Raw genomic sequence first — 14,333 nt, 5'->3', positions numbered from 1 at the left:
TTTTATGTCAGATGACGAGGCTTGTGAACCCTTATTTTCTTAACTGGAATGTTCTTTGCGCGCGTGCTTGCGTTTGCAGGCGCAGCAGCGATATGAAATCACTTCTTTTTGTCGCGCGCCGATTTCTCTTCTTTGGTCAGTTTGTTGTTCCAGGCATTGTTGCTCAGGCCAAGCTCGCTGGGCAGAGGTTTGGTTTTGCCAATGCTGACTTTGCCGCCCTTGTTCAGGAATTCCTGAATAAGAGCATCATCTGTGGTATCTTTGGGGACATGTTTCATAATGTCAGGCTATCGCGGATGCTGCGACTAGGCAACATTAGTTCAGCGAGCATTTGGTCATTCACCGGCAGGACTTGACCCCGATGACACCCCGTTGAGATCGGGTTGAGGCCGGGTTGAGGCTGCGGCTCCAAAAGACCGATTGCCGCTATACCCAGCCTTTGCGAAAGAAATGGGGGCTGGCGCCGAATTTGCGTTTGAACTGGCGGGAAAAATGCGTGGCGCTGTTGAAGCCGGAGGCAAGGGCGATTTCGGTCACCGACAGTGCGGTCTCGTTCATCAGGGCATAGGCATGGCTGAGGCGCATGTCGGAATAGACATGCATCGGGCTTTGGTCCAGATAGCGTGAGAAGAGCCGTTCCAGCTGGCGGCGTGAAATATTCAACTGGTCACAGAGGGTGGCGATTGAGAACGGTTCCTCGATCGAATCCTGCATCAGCTGCAGCGCGGTCAGCAATCGTTGATTGCGACTGCCGATGGCCACCGCATAGTTGGATTTCTGCGGCGCCATCTGGCCGCCCGAGCGCACATGCAGGCACATATCAGCGACAATGATCGCCAGATTTTTGCCGTGACGAACTTCGATCAGGTTCAGCATCATGTCAGTGGCCGCATTGCCACCACCGCAGGTCAGTAAGGTGTCGGTGATTTCATAGATGTTCGACGAGGGCTGTAGGTCCGGGTAGATCTCGGTGAAACCCGGCTGATTCTCCCAGTGCAGGGTAAAATCCCGACCGCGCAGCAGGCCAGCCTGGGCCAGCGCGAACGCGCCAGTGCAGATGGCCCCCAGCCGGCGGCCGAATCGGTGTTCGCGGCGCAACCAGTTTATGGTTGATTCGCTGGCGGTCTGATGTGGCTCAATACCGGCGCAGACAAACACCACTGCGTCCTGCTGAATTTGCTCCAGTGGCATGTCCGGCGTCACCGTCATCCCGTTGGAGCAGGTCACCGGGGCGCCATCTTCGGACATGATGTACCAGCGGTATAGCTCGGTATTGCTGACCTGATTGGCAATCCGCAACGGCTCGATCGCAGCGGCAACAGGGAGCATCGTTGCCTTGGGCAGCATCAGAAAATAAAAATCCTGTACCCTGCCGTCAAATTGAACCGCCAACTGGGCCGCGGCCCCTTTTTGAACAAAACTATCTGTCTGCATAATGAAATCCTGTGGTGCGGCTGACGTCCATGAGGGCGGGGAAGGCGTTTCTTGCCGTTTGGTAAGCTCGGTTATACACTGAATGCCATCAATTTGCGACATGGACTTGCAAAATGCGACGTAGTTGCTGCCGCATCGGCGGCGATCAGCAAATTTATTCCACCCTCTTGCGGCCCTTATGCCGCGATACTAAGAATCAAGTAACACATCGTCGGGTATGGTCCCGATTACATTCAAAGCAGGCAGGCCCAAATGTTTGATCCAAAAGAAACCTACATGAACACCCTGGTCCCCATGGTGGTTGAGCAGACCGCCCGTGGCGAGCGGGCCTATGATATTTTCTCACGCTTGCTGAAGGAGCGGATTATTTTTCTCAGTGGTCCGGTTCACGACGGCATGAGTTCGCTGATCGTGGCGCAGTTGCTTCACCTTGAGGCTGAGAACCCCTCCAAAGAAATCTCTATGTATATCAACTCCCCCGGTGGTGTGGTCACCTCGGGGCTGTCGATCTACGACACCATGCAGTACATCAAGCCAAAGGTTTCGACGCTTGTGATCGGTCAGGCGGCCTCGATGGGGTCCCTGCTGTTGACTGCGGGCGAAAAAGGCATGCGTTTCTCGCTGCCAAACAGCCGGGTAATGGTGCACCAGCCCTCGGGCGGGTTCCAGGGTCAGGCCACTGACATCATGATTCACGCCGAAGAGACGCTGAAGCTGAAGCGGCGCCTGAACGAGATTTATGTGCATCACACCGGTCAGGAACTGGACAAGGTGGAAGCGGCACTGGAGCGCGATAACTTCATGTCGCCGGAAGAGGCCAAGGAATTTGGTCTGATCGACGAGATCGTCGCCAGCCGCCCTAAAGGCGAATCAGAAGAGAGCTGAGGCTCTTTTTAACAAGTAAACTTGTGCGTCCCGGCAGGGCTGGGGCGTACTTTGCGATTGTAGCGGCTGAGGCACTGGCCTAAGCTGTTTTGGAAGTGGGAGACGGCTCGATGGCCCCCTCCTAGCGCGGACTGAAAGGTAGACCATGGCAACGAACTCAAGCGGCGATAGCAAGAATACGCTTTACTGCAGCTTCTGCGGCAAGAGCCAGCACGAGGTACGCAAGCTGATCGCGGGCCCAACCGTGTTCATTTGCGACGAGTGCGTCGAACTTTGCATGGATATTATCCGTGAAGAGACCAAGGCCTCGGGATTGAAAACCACCGATGGAGTGCCGACTCCCAAGGATATTTGCGATGTGCTGGATGACTATGTCATTGGCCAGGCGAAAGCCAAGAAGGTGCTCTCGGTTGCGGTGCACAATCACTATAAGCGTCTGAACCATGCGGAAAAGGCGGGCTCGGAACTTGAGCTGGCCAAATCCAATATTCTGCTGATCGGCCCAACCGGTTGCGGCAAAACGCTGCTGGCACAGACGTTGGCGCGGATTCTGGATGTGCCGTTCACGATGGCAGATGCCACCACCCTCACCGAAGCCGGTTACGTCGGCGAGGACGTGGAAAACATCATCCTGAAACTGTTGCAGGCATCGGAATATAATGTTGAGCGCGCACAGCGTGGCATCGTCTACATTGACGAGGTCGACAAGATCACCCGCAAGTCTGAAAACCCTTCGATCACCCGCGATGTCTCGGGGGAGGGCGTGCAGCAGGCGCTGTTGAAACTGATGGAAGGCACCGTTGCCAGCGTTCCTCCGCAGGGCGGGCGTAAGCACCCGCAGCAGGAATTCCTGCAGGTCGATACCACCAACATCCTGTTCATCTGTGGTGGCGCCTTTGCTGGTCTCGACAAGATCATTGCCGCACGCGGCAAGGGATCGGCGATGGGATTCGGCGCCGATGTTCGTGACAATGATGAACGCGGTGTGGGCGAGGTTTTTCAGGATCTGGAACCCGAGGATCTGCTGAAATTCGGCCTGATCCCGGAATTTGTCGGCCGTTTGCCGGTGCTGGCAACACTGGAAGACCTGGACGAAGATGCGCTGGTTACAATCCTGTCCAAGCCCAAGAACGCCTTGGTCAAACAGTACCAGCGCCTGTTCGAGATTGAAGACACCGAACTGGACTTTACCGATGATGCGCTGAGTGCGATTGCCAAACGCGCCATTCAACGTAAAACCGGGGCCCGGGGCTTGCGCTCGATTCTGGAGGATATCCTGCTCAACACCATGTTTGATCTGCCCGGAATGGACAGTGTGACCAAGGTGGTGGTGAACGAGGAGGCGGTGAATTCGAAGGTTGAACCGCTGATGATCCACGCGGATGCGGAAAAAGAGCCAGCCTCTGCTGGCTAACCCATGTGGTGCCAGACAAGATCAACGCGGCGCGGGTCATCCCGCGCCGTTTTGCTGTGCAATACAAATTTATGGGCCTCCTGATTTCTTTGGGACGCATGGGAGCTGAGATGACCATCAAAAGAATATCCTCAGGCGGCGAGTTCGAAGCCAAGGTTGGCTATTGTCGGGCGGTGGTGGCCGGCGGGTTTGTTCATGTTGCGGGCACCGTCGGGCAGGGCGATGGGGTGGTTGCGCAGTGCCAGTCGGCTCTGGCGATCATCGGCAAGGCTCTTACCGATGCCGGTAGCAGTTTTGAACAAATTGTCAGGATAAATTATTACCTGCCCGACGCCCAGGAATTTGACGCCTGCTGGCCGGTCCTGGCCAAGACATTTGGGGAGAACCCACCTGCGGCAACCATGATCGAATGTGGGCTTATTGATCCCAAGTACCGGATCGAGATCGAGGTCACGGCGCTGGCGCCTTGAAGCAACACTGCAATACCCCCTGAATCCTGCCTGGCCGTGGGAAAATGCGCACATCCGTGACCTTGCGAGCCATTGGAGATCGTGCAGCATCTGGACCTCGGATGCAAACTGCGTCATATCAAAGGGGAATTTACGGAGGCATCCATGTCAATCCTAAGCACTCTTCTGCGCGCCGTCACCTGGTGGAACGGTCAGACGCTGAACACACAGCTCTTCACTGCCCGCAAGGGGATCAAAGTTGGCGACGATGATCAGGGCAATGTGTATTATCACAATGCCGATGACAGCAAACGCTGGGTGATCTTCAACGGCGAGATCGAGGCCACGCGCATCAATGCGGACTGGCACGGCTGGCTGCACCGGACCTTTGATGAACTGCCGTCAGAACAGCCACTGGTCCACAAGGACTGGGAAAAGCCGCATCAGGAAAACCTGACAGGTACGGCAATGGCTTATGCGCCGCAGGGATCGATTCGCCAGGCCGGCGAACCGGCAGCGCGCAGCGATTATGAGGCATGGGTGCCGGAGTAACATCCGGCCCCGGTAGAGGCGCAACACAATGTCCCACAACACTACCGAAGTTCTGGTCGGCGGCGTCGTTCTGGCCGCAGCAATTGGCTTTGCGGTCTATGCGGGACAGGCGACGGGTCTGTCGCAATCCGGCGCAGATTATAGGCTCAACGCCTCGTTCCGCTCTCTCGAAGGTGTCGGCGTTGGCACCGATGTGCGTCTGGCCGGGGTCAAGATCGGCACTGTGACCGATGTTGAACTGAACCCGCAGACCTATCGCGCGGACACCCGTTTTTCAGTGCAGCAAGGCATTGATATCCCCGACGACAGCGCCATCGTGGTGTCCTCCGAGGGGTTGTTGGGCGGGAATTTCGTGGAAATCATGCCCGGCGGATCGCCGTTCAATTTTGAACCGGGGGACGAGATCGAAGACACCCAGGGTGCAGTCAGCCTGATTACCCTGCTGCTGAAGTTTGTATCCGGCAGTGGTGAGGACTCGTGAAGCCATTTTTTTCCGGCCTGCTGATGCTGGCCTGGGGGCTGGGCGCCCCGATTTGGGCGCAGGACAGCGCTGTCTCCGCCCCTGGGGCGGTCGTGCGGGGGCTGGACAAGGTCAACGGCCATACCGTGGATGCCAATATCCCGAGCGGTGGCAGCGCCGAACTGTTCGGGCTGTTGGTGACACTGTCAGAGTGTCGCTACCCGGCGGACAATCCCACCGGCGATGCCTATGCGTTCCTGACTATTCGTGACCCGGACAGCGGAGCGGTGCAGTTCGAGGGCTGGATGATTGCCTCCAGCCCGGCGCTGAGTGCGCTGGATCACAGCCGTTATGATATCTGGGTTCTTCGCTGCAGCAATTCCTGAGCCGTCGGCACCGCTGGGGCGGTGAAGTCGGCCTTTAGCAGTAGCGCATCGCGCAGGAGCCGCTGATAGGCGGCCCGGCTGATCTCGACCCCGCCCAGCGAGGCGAGATGCGCGGTGAGAAACTGGGTGTCACACAGGGTGAACCCAGCTTGATTCAGGCGATCTATCAGGTAACACAGGGCAATTTTGGAGGCATCGCGGCGGCGTGAAAACATGCTTTCGCCAAAAAACGCGCCGCCCAGGGTGACGCCATAGACACCGCCCGACAGCTCTCCGTCTTGCCAGACCTCGACGGAGTGGGCTTTGCCCATCTGGTGCAACTCAACATAGCGGGCATGGATGTCGGCATTGATCCAGGTCTCGGCGCGGTCGGCGCAGGCGGTCAGAACGGCCGCGAAATCCTGATTTATGGTGATCTGATAGTCACCGCGGCGCAGTCGGCGGGCCAGAGAGCGCGACATACGAAATCCGTGCAAGGGCAAAATTCCACGCCGCTTGGGATCGACCCAGAAAACCTCCGGATCATCCTGATGCTCGGCCATGGGAAAGACCCCGGATGCATAGGCCAACAACAGTAAGTCAGCTGTCAGCCCTGTCATCGCAGGACCCTGATGGTGGTTGTAGGGTGCGTGCTGGCACGCACCGCTACGGTGGTTTTAACTGGCAAGGTTATCGTCAAGCCAACGTTCCAGCCAGTGAATGTTGTAATTGCCAGACTGGATGTCAGGCTCGGCCAGCAAGGCGTCAAACAGCGGCACCGTGGTGTCAACCCCATCGACAATCAGCTCGCCCAGAGCCCGGCTCAGGCGGGAAATTGCCTCGTTGCGATCGCGGCCATGCACGATCAGTTTGCCGATCAGACTGTCGTAAAAGGGTGGGATTGAATAACCGTCATACAGCGCTGAATCCATCCGCACACCCAATCCGCCGGGGGCGTGGTATTGGGTGATTCTGCCGGGGCAGGGGGCAAAGTTAGGCAGTTTCTCGGCGTTGATTCGCACCTCGATGGCATGGCCATTGATCGTCAGATCGTCCTGACCAAACGACATTGGCAGGCCTTCAGCGACGCGAATCTGTTCGCGCACCAGATCAACCCCAAAGATCGCCTCTGTGACCGGGTGTTCCACCTGCAGGCGGGTGTTCATCTCGATGAAAAAGAACTCGCCGTTCTCATAGAGGAACTCAATGGTGCCGGCGCCGATATAGTTGATATTGGCAACCGCGTCGGCGCAGAGCTTGCCGATTTTGGCGCGTTCTTCTGCGCTGATGCTGGGGCCGGGGGCTTCCTCGAATACCTTTTGGTGGCGGCGCTGCAGTGAGCAATCGCGCTCGCCCAGATGTACGGCCTTGCCCTTGCCATCGCCAAACACCTGAATTTCGATGTGACGCGGCGTGGTCAGGTATTTCTCGATGTAGACTTCATCGTTGCCAAAATTGGACTTGCCCTCGGCGCGTGCGGTTCGAAAGGCCATTTCCATGTCCGCAGCGGTTTTGGCCACTTTCATGCCCTTGCCGCCGCCACCAGCTGTGGCCTTGATGATAACCGGATAGCCGATTTCAGCGCCAATTTTCTGCGCCGCTTCCAGGTCTGGAACGCCACCTTCGGAGCCGGGAACACAGGGAACACCCAGCGCCTTCATAGTGTCCTTGGCGGTGATCTTGTCGCCCATGGTGCGGATGTGCTGCGCGGTGGGGCCAATGAATGTCAGGCCGTGGTCTTCGACGATCTGCACAAAATTGGCGTTTTCCGACAGGAAACCATAGCCGGGGTGGATCGCCTGCGCACCGGTGATTTCACAGGCCGAGATGATGGCCGGGATCGACAGGTAGCTGTTAATGCTGGCTGGCGGCCCGATACAGACCGATTCATCGGCCATCCGCACATGCATGGCATCGGCGTCGGCAGTAGAGTGCACCGCAACGCTGGCGATGCCCATTTCGCGTGCCGCGCGGATCACGCGGAGGGCGATTTCGCCGCGGTTGGCAATCAGGATCTTGTCAAACATGTCAGATCCTTACTCTATGATGACCAGAGGTGTTCCGAATTCCACAGCGGCGCCGTCTTCGACCAGAATGCGCTTGACCGTGCCGCCCTTGGGGGCCGGAATGTGGTTCATCGTCTTCATCGCTTCGATGATCAGCAGGGTATCGCCTTCGCTGACCTTGGAGCCGACTGAAATAAAGGCTGGCGCGCCGGGTTCTGCCTGGATGTAGACGGTGCCGACCATCGGAGAGGGCACGGCGCCGGGGTGGCTGGCAGGGTCGTCAGACAGCGCCGCCGCCGCAGGGGCCGCTGCAGGGGCCGCAGCCGCAACAGCGGCCGGAGCCGCGGCAGGCACCGCAACCTGAACCGGGGCCGACATGACGGTGATCTTGCGAGAGACGCGCACATTCAGGCTGTCGTCATCGCCGTAATCCCGTTTGACCTGCAATTCGGTCAGATCGTTGTCGCGCAGCATTTCGGCCAATGCCTTGATAAAGGCTACGTCTGCTTCGTGAGATTTGTTTTTCATTTGATCCTCAGCCGGTTCCCTATGGCCTGCTTGCAGCATAGGCCGAATTTTTACGCGCTTATAGGGCAAGCTTGCCCGCAATGAAAGCACCCTAACCAGATGCTAACATGGGACCTTGCGCTCCGTTTTGCAATTGGTCTCGATCTACAGCGGCATACCAGTCAGTTTGGCCACCAGTTCCGGCAGCTTGCGGGCGGCAAATTTCTTCAGCAGATGCGCCCGATGGGTTTCGATGGTGCGATAAGACAGGTTCAGTTTGGCACCGATTTCCTTGGCGGACAGCCCATGACAGGTCAGGATCGCGACATCCCGTTCGCGCGGAGTAAGAGAGACCACCGGTCGGTCTTCCGAAATATCCGCAAAAGACCAGATTCCGGCGCGAAACGGATGCTCAGGGGTGAGCGAGCGGCCGCGCACACGGCACCAGAACAAATCCCCCGACAGCCGCCGCATGATGCGTTCATCATCATATCGGCCGGCCTGAACATCATCTTGCTGCAAGCGGGTGCCGATACGGTCAAAATCCTCGCGGCTGGGGTAAAGCTCGGCGATCTCGATGCCAATAAAGGCCTCCGGGTCGTCGCCAAAGGTCTCGGCGAATTGCAGATTGCAGCGCCGGATGATGCGCTGTTCCAGTTGGGCGAGCCCGATGGGGGCGTGGTCAAAGGCGATATCACTCATGGCGGCATGTGTGGACTGATTGTCGAGAAAATTAAAGCCGTCTATAAGAATGAGCAGGATTACTGTCTAAATGGACCAGCGCCAAACCCGTCGAATTGCAACGCAGGCAGAGCCACTGTTGGCCGCTGTCCATTTTGATGTTTGCAGATTGAAAGGGCCACCTCCAGACGGAGGCAGCCCTTAAATTGCGGTGTATTGACGAGACCTATGACAAGGAGAACTTTCTAAATCGCCAAATACTCTGCTCGCAATTCCTCGTTTTCCAGTACCTCGGAGGCCAGCCCGTCAAACACGATGCCGCCGGTGTCGAGGATCACGGCGCGGTCAGCCAATTTCAGCGCCCGCACTGCGTTCTGTTCAACGATAATGGTGGTGATGCCCTGTTCCTTGATGTGAATGAGGGTCTTTTCGATCTCATCGACAATCACTGGCGCCAGGCCTTCATAGGGTTCATCCAGCAACAGCACCTTGATGTCGCGGGCCAAGGCGCGGGCAATCGCCAGCATTTGCTGCTCGCCCCCCGACAGGGTGACGCCCTCTTGCTTGCGGCGTTCTCCCAGACGCGGGAACATCTGGTACAATCGGTCAAGAGACCAGCCGATTGGCGGTGCGATCTGCGCCAGTTGCAGGTTTTCCTCGACAGTCAGCCCGGCAATGATGCGGCGATCCTCGGGGACCAGCGCCAGACCGACGGCCGCGGCCTGATAGGCGGCCATGTTGTGCAGCGGCTGGTGATCCAGCCAGATCTCGCCCTTGTTCAACTGAGGATCGTCCATCCGGGCGATGGCGCGCAGGGTTGAGGTTTTGCCCGCGCCGTTGCGGCCCAACAGGGCGAGGATCTCGCCCTCGTGCACATTGAAGGAAATACCCTGCACGATATAGCTTTCGCCGTAATAGGCATGCATGTCCCAGACCGACAGAAAGGCCGGAGCGGTGGTCGCCTGATTGGCGTTCTTGGAGAAATTGGGTTTGACGTTCATAGTTATTTCCTTTCTCACTCAACCAATTCAAAAACCGGTGTCCAGTTTTCGGGGTGAATGACGATGCTCCCTAGGCTTGCTCACCGAGATACGCTTCGCGCACCAGAGGGTTGCCTCGGATGTTTTGCGGATCGTCTTCGACCAGCGGCCTGCCTTGGGCCAGAACGGTGATCCGGTCGGCCAGCGAGAATACCACATGCATGTCGTGTTCAATGATGGCGATGGTGATGTCGCGCTCGTCACTGATTTGTTTCAACAGGTCGATGGTGTTGTTGGTGTCAGCCCGCGCCATACCGGCAGTGGGTTCATCCAGCAACAAAAGCCGGGGCTCTTGCGACAGGCACATGCCAATCTCCAGCCGGCGTTTGTCACCACGGGACAGGGCGGCGGCATGCATATGCCGCTTGTCCGCCATGTTCATCTCTTCCAGCATATGCTCGGCTTTCTCAATGACATCCCTTTGGCCGAGCACCGAGGTGATGGCGTTCATCTCAAACGCCCCGTCGCGCTTGGCAAAGCAGGGAATCAGCATGTTTTCCAATACCGTCAGATCGCCAAAGATCTCCGGCGTCTGGAACACTCGGCTGATGCCCATCTGGTTGATCTCATAGGGGGCGCGTCCCAACACTGATTTGCCATCGAACATCACCGATCCGGTGTCCGGGATCAGCTTGCCCACCAGCACGTTCAGCAGGGTGGATTTACCGGCGCCGTTGGGGCCGATGATGGCATGGACCGAGTTTTCCTTGACGCTGAGGTTCACATCCCCCAGCGCCTGGAGCCCGCCGAACCGCTTGTTGACGCCTTTGACTTCAAGAATTCCCATCTTGTGTCTCCTTATTCCGCAGGTTCGATTGTGCTGGTGGGCTTGTTATTGCCCGCCTTTTTACGACGTACCCAGTTGGCGATGCGTTGGCCGCCTTCGACCAGGCCACCGGGCAAGAACACCACAACCAGCACAAACAGAATGCCCAGCGTCATGTGCCAGCCTTTGCCGACAAAGGGGTAGACCAGTGTGACCAGCAGATCCTCCAGCCCATCGGGCAGCGCGCCGAACCAACCGTGCAATACGTTTTCGTTGATCTTGGAGAAGATGTTCTCGAAGTACTTGATGAAACCTGCGCCCAGAACCGGACCGATCAGGGTGCCGGCGCCGCCAAGAATGGTCATCAGCACCACTTCGCCGCTGGCGGTCCATTGCATCCGCTCGGCGCCTGCCAGCGGATCCATCGAGGCCAGCAGCCCGCCAGCCAGACCGGCATACATGCCGGAGATCACAAAAGCGGCCAGGGTGTAGGGGCGGGTGTTCAACCCGGTGTAGTTCATCCGCTGCTGGTTGGATTTCACGGCGCGCAGCATCAGCCCAAAGGGTGAGCGGAAGATGCGGATCGACAGGTAGAAAGCCGCCAGCAGGATCAATGCGCTGAGGTAGTAGCCAGCGTTGAACTGGAACGCCCAGGGGCCGACCACCATTTCAAAGGTCGAGCGCATTTCGAGACCAAACAGGCTGGTCACCGGGATCGAGCCGTCAGCCGTCTGCGACACACCTAAGATCCGTGGGTCATTCAGGGTCAGTTGCAGACCGGTTTCACCATTGGTGATCGGGGTCAGCACCGAATAGGCCAGATTGAACGACATCTGTGCAAAGGCCAGCGTCAGGATTGAAAAATAGATCCCCGAGCGCCGCAGCGAGATATAGCCGATCAGCAGTGCAAAGAGCCCCGCCATGGCCACCGACAACATAATGGCGGGGATGACGTTCATGCTGAGCAGTTTGAACATCCAAACCGCTGAATAGGAGCCGACACCCAGAAAGGCGGCGTGGCCAAAGCTGAGATAGCCAGTGAGGCCAAACAGGATGTTGAAGCCAATGGCGAAGATGCCAAAGATCACAAACCGCTGCATCAGATCCGGGTATCCGGCGTTGAATTGTGCCAATCCGCTGTCCGTCGGGAACGGGTTCAGGATAAAGGGGGCCAGCATCGTCAATGCGGCGACAAGCAGCAGCATTGAGGTGTCGTTTTTGTTCATTCCGAGCATGTTCTTAGTCCTCCATCACGCCTTTGCGGCCCATCAGGCCTCGGGGACGTACAAGCAGAATGATGATTGCCACCAGATAAATGATGATTTGGTCGATGCCGGGGATGATTGATTTGATCTCGTTCATCGAGGCAAAGCTTTCGAGAATTCCCAGCAGGAAGCCGGCCAGCACAGCACCGGGCAGTGAGCCCATGCCGCCAACCACCACCACCACAAAGCTGAGCACAAGGAAATCCATGCCCATGTGATAGTTGGGTGAATTGATCGGGGTATACATCACCCCGGCAAGACCCGCGACGGCGGCTGCGATGCCAAACATGATGGTGAACCGCTTGTCGATGTTGATGCCCAGCAGGCCCACGGTCTCGCGGTCGGCCATGCCAGCGCGCACCACCATGCCAAAGGTGGTGAACTGCAGGAACGAGAAGATGCCGCCGATAACCAGCAGGGAGAAGAAGAAATAGACAACCCGCCAGACCGGATAGACGATATCCATGCCGATGATGGCACCGACATTGATAATCCCGCTCAGCACCTCGGGGGCAGGGGTCTGGATCGGGTTGGCGCCGTAGAAAAACTTGATCACTTCCTGCAGCACGATGGCGAGGCCAAAGGTCACCAGAATCTGATCCGCATGGGGGCGTTTGTAGAAGTGTTTGATCAGCCCGCGTTCCATCGCATAGCCAACAAAAACCATAATAGGCACGGCAAACAGGATCGCCAGTGGCACCGCCCAGTCAATGATTACTCCACCCGTCTCAGGGCCGAACCAGGCCTCGACATAGGGGGTTTTCACCTTCAGCGCATTGCCGAGAAAATCGGTCTGGGTTTCATCCACCGTTTCAAAGCTGATGTTAAGAAGCCGCTGGACGGTGACGGCGCAGAAGGCACCGATCATAAACAGGGCCCCGTGGGCAAAGTTCACCACGCCTAGCGTGCCAAAAATGAGTGTCAGTCCCAGCGCGATCAGCGCATAGGCAGAGCCCTTGTCGAGCCCGTTCAAGATTTGCAATAGGATTGCGTCCATAGCCCCCACCTTTGGGTTTGTCGTCTGGTCTGTATGAGAGTCCGGCGGCCTCGGGGGGGGTCCCCCGTGTCGATCAGCTAGATCCGGCGGCCGGGTGAGAATGGGCCGGGCGCAAGTGTTGCGCGCCCGGCCCGGTCAGATGGCCTTAGCCTGCGTTACAAGTGCCCAGGGCACCGCCTGCAAACATCGGGTGATCGATCGGGTAGGTGACCTGAGCCGCCGGAGTGACTTCGACAACTTCAAGAAGGTCGAACTCGGAGGTTGGGTTCTCTTTCCCGCGCACAACCAGCACGTCCTTGAAGCACTGGTGATCGCCAGCACGGTACAATGTTTTACCATTGCCCAGACCGTCGAACTCAAAGCCTTCGAGAGCTTCGCCGATACCACATGGGTTAAAGGTGCCCGCGCGTGTTGCAGCATCTGCATAAAGCAGTGTCTGGCAGTAAACGGTGTGCGCCGCCTGGCTTGGTGGGAAGCCGTATTTGGTGCCGAAGGATTTAACAAATGCCTTGGAGGCATCATCCTGCAGCGACCAGTGCCAGTTGGTGGATCCGTGGATGCCCTTAACGTTGGCACCAGCACCTTTGGCCATCAGCCGCGAGTACAGCGGCACAACGATCTCGAACTGCTTGCCGTTGACGATCTTCTCGCGCAGGCCAAACTGAACTGCGTTGGTCAGCGAGTTCACCATGTTGCCGCCGTAGTGGTTCAGAACCAGAACATCGGCGCCTGAGTTCAGCACCGGAGCGATATAGGATGAGAAGTCAGTCGAGGCGAGCGGGGTGCGCACCTTGTTGACTGTGTTCCAGCCCATCGCTTCGGTTGCAGCTGCGATCGATTCTTCCTGGGTCCAGCCCCAAGTGTAGTCAGCCGTCAGGTGATAGGCGTTGCGGTCGGTGCCATAGAGGCCCTTAAGCACTGGCGCCAGCGCCGCTGCCGACATGTAGCCGTTAAAGAAGTGACGGAAACCGTTGGCCTTCTTGTCTTTGCCAGTGGTGTCGTTCGAGTGGGTCAGACCGGCCATGAAGATCACGCCTGCTTCCTGACACAGACCCTGAACCGCGATGGCAACACCCGAGGATGAACCGCCAGTGATCATCACCGCGCCGTCTTTTTCGATCATCGACTTGGCCGATGCGCGGGCGGCGTCAGATTTGGTCTGGGTATCGCCGGTGACGAACTCGACCTTTTTGCCCATGATGCCGTTACCCTGCAGCTCTTTGGAGCTGAAAGTGTTCATCATGCCGCCGTCGCCTTCACCGTTCAGGTGCTCGACTGCCAGCTGATAGGCGCGCAACTCGTCGGCGCCTTCGTCGGCGTAGGGGCCAGTTTGTGGGACGTTAAAGCCCAGAGTGACAGAGCTGCCAGTGGGTTCATTGGTATAGGCCGCGACGGAAGACGCGGTAAAGATCGTCGGAAGTGCAACACCGGCCCCGGCGATAGCACCGGTTTTCAGCATACCACGACGAGTAAACTTCGAATTGGACATAAAATCCTCCCTGAAACGATAAA

The 14,333-nt window shown here is 57.6% G+C and carries 17 protein-coding genes; 6 read left to right on the top strand and 11 right to left on the bottom strand.

Translation table 11 applies throughout. From position 1 onward, the window contains the following. Nucleotides 1-98 precede the first annotated feature (98 nt). Both QPJ95_RS22945 and QPJ95_RS22940 read right to left on the bottom strand, forming a co-directional pair. Complete coding sequence (locus QPJ95_RS22945) at nt 99-278, bottom strand: hypothetical protein (protein ID WP_270919636.1); 180 nt, start codon at nt 276-278, stop codon at nt 99-101. A 148-nt stretch (nt 279-426) separates the two neighbouring features. Continuing rightward, complete coding sequence (locus QPJ95_RS22940) at nt 427-1,434, bottom strand: GlxA family transcriptional regulator (protein ID WP_270919635.1); 1,008 nt, start codon at nt 1,432-1,434, stop codon at nt 427-429. A gap of 252 nt (nt 1,435-1,686) precedes the next feature. On the opposite strand from QPJ95_RS22940, the gene QPJ95_RS22935 reads away from it, so the two are divergent. The 6 genes from QPJ95_RS22935 to QPJ95_RS22910 all read left to right on the top strand — a co-directional run bounded on the left by QPJ95_RS22935 (nt 1,687) and on the right by QPJ95_RS22910 (nt 5,580). Beyond that, a complete protein-coding gene (locus QPJ95_RS22935) occupies nt 1,687-2,319 on the top strand; it encodes an ATP-dependent Clp protease proteolytic subunit (RefSeq protein WP_270919634.1) in 633 nt (210 codons plus the stop codon). Nucleotides 2,320-2,464: 145 nt separating this feature from the next. Next, complete coding sequence (gene clpX / locus QPJ95_RS22930) at nt 2,465-3,733, top strand: ATP-dependent Clp protease ATP-binding subunit ClpX (protein ID WP_270919633.1); 1,269 nt, start codon at nt 2,465-2,467, stop codon at nt 3,731-3,733. 110 nt (nt 3,734-3,843) lie between these two features. Beyond that, nucleotides 3,844-4,203, top strand: coding sequence for a RidA family protein (locus QPJ95_RS22925; protein ID WP_270919632.1), 360 nt, complete (start codon nt 3,844-3,846; stop codon nt 4,201-4,203). 144 nt (nt 4,204-4,347) lie between these two features. Then, nucleotides 4,348-4,734 carry an NADH:ubiquinone oxidoreductase subunit NDUFA12 gene (locus QPJ95_RS22920; RefSeq protein ID WP_270919631.1) on the top strand — a complete coding sequence of 129 codons (387 nt, stop codon included), beginning with the start codon at nt 4,348-4,350 and terminating at the stop codon, nt 4,732-4,734. 28 nt (nt 4,735-4,762) lie between these two features. Next, a complete protein-coding gene (mlaD, locus tag QPJ95_RS22915) occupies nt 4,763-5,215 on the top strand; it encodes an outer membrane lipid asymmetry maintenance protein MlaD (protein ID WP_270919630.1) in 453 nt (150 codons plus the stop codon). A gap of 23 nt (nt 5,216-5,238) precedes the next feature. Beyond that, nucleotides 5,239-5,580: a DUF2155 domain-containing protein gene (locus QPJ95_RS22910; protein ID WP_270919688.1), complete on the top strand. Its 342-nt coding sequence runs from the start codon at nt 5,239-5,241 to the stop codon at nt 5,578-5,580. On the opposite strand, the gene aat is transcribed toward QPJ95_RS22910, so the two are convergent. The 9 genes from aat to QPJ95_RS22865 form a co-directional block, all read right to left on the bottom strand. Further along, nucleotides 5,544-6,179 (bottom strand): leucyl/phenylalanyl-tRNA--protein transferase, encoded by a 636-nt coding sequence (aat, locus tag QPJ95_RS22905; protein WP_270919629.1) that lies wholly within the window; start codon nt 6,177-6,179, stop codon nt 5,544-5,546. The two genes, QPJ95_RS22910 and aat, sit on opposite strands and share 37 nt — an antisense overlap. 57 nt (nt 6,180-6,236) lie before the next feature. Next, nucleotides 6,237-7,586 carry an acetyl-CoA carboxylase biotin carboxylase subunit gene (accC, locus tag QPJ95_RS22900; protein ID WP_270919628.1) on the bottom strand — a complete coding sequence of 450 codons (1,350 nt, stop codon included), beginning with the start codon at nt 7,584-7,586 and terminating at the stop codon, nt 6,237-6,239. A gap of 9 nt (nt 7,587-7,595) precedes the next feature. Then, nucleotides 7,596-8,093 (bottom strand): acetyl-CoA carboxylase biotin carboxyl carrier protein, encoded by a 498-nt coding sequence (gene accB, locus QPJ95_RS22895; RefSeq protein WP_270919627.1) that lies wholly within the window; start codon nt 8,091-8,093, stop codon nt 7,596-7,598. Between the two features lie 144 nt (nt 8,094-8,237). Beyond that, nucleotides 8,238-8,774 (bottom strand): PAS and helix-turn-helix domain-containing protein, encoded by a 537-nt coding sequence (locus QPJ95_RS22890; RefSeq protein WP_270919626.1) that lies wholly within the window; start codon nt 8,772-8,774, stop codon nt 8,238-8,240. 224 nt (nt 8,775-8,998) lie between these two features. After that, nucleotides 8,999-9,754 (bottom strand): ABC transporter ATP-binding protein, encoded by a 756-nt coding sequence (locus QPJ95_RS22885; protein ID WP_270919625.1) that lies wholly within the window; start codon nt 9,752-9,754, stop codon nt 8,999-9,001. 70 nt (nt 9,755-9,824) lie between these two features. Next, on the bottom strand, nt 9,825-10,580 hold the full coding sequence (locus QPJ95_RS22880; protein WP_270919624.1) for an ABC transporter ATP-binding protein: 756 nt from the start codon (nt 10,578-10,580) through the stop codon (nt 9,825-9,827). 11 nt (nt 10,581-10,591) lie between these two features. Then, complete coding sequence (locus QPJ95_RS22875; protein WP_270919623.1) at nt 10,592-11,794, bottom strand: branched-chain amino acid ABC transporter permease; 1,203 nt, start codon at nt 11,792-11,794, stop codon at nt 10,592-10,594. Nucleotides 11,795-11,798: 4 nt separating this feature from the next. Continuing rightward, nucleotides 11,799-12,821: a branched-chain amino acid ABC transporter permease gene (locus QPJ95_RS22870; protein ID WP_270919622.1), complete on the bottom strand. Its 1,023-nt coding sequence runs from the start codon at nt 12,819-12,821 to the stop codon at nt 11,799-11,801. A gap of 145 nt (nt 12,822-12,966) precedes the next feature. Next, a complete protein-coding gene (locus tag QPJ95_RS22865; RefSeq protein ID WP_270919621.1) occupies nt 12,967-14,310 on the bottom strand; it encodes a substrate-binding protein in 1,344 nt (447 codons plus the stop codon). Between the last annotated feature and the right edge of the window lie 23 nt (nt 14,311-14,333).

The organism is Parasedimentitalea psychrophila, from assembly GCF_030285785.1.
In the GTDB taxonomy this organism is placed as follows: domain Bacteria; phylum Pseudomonadota; class Alphaproteobacteria; order Rhodobacterales; family Rhodobacteraceae; genus Parasedimentitalea; species Parasedimentitalea psychrophila.
The sequence above is the reverse complement of the archived record's forward strand: the minus strand, read 5'-3'. Positions and strand labels throughout refer to the sequence as shown.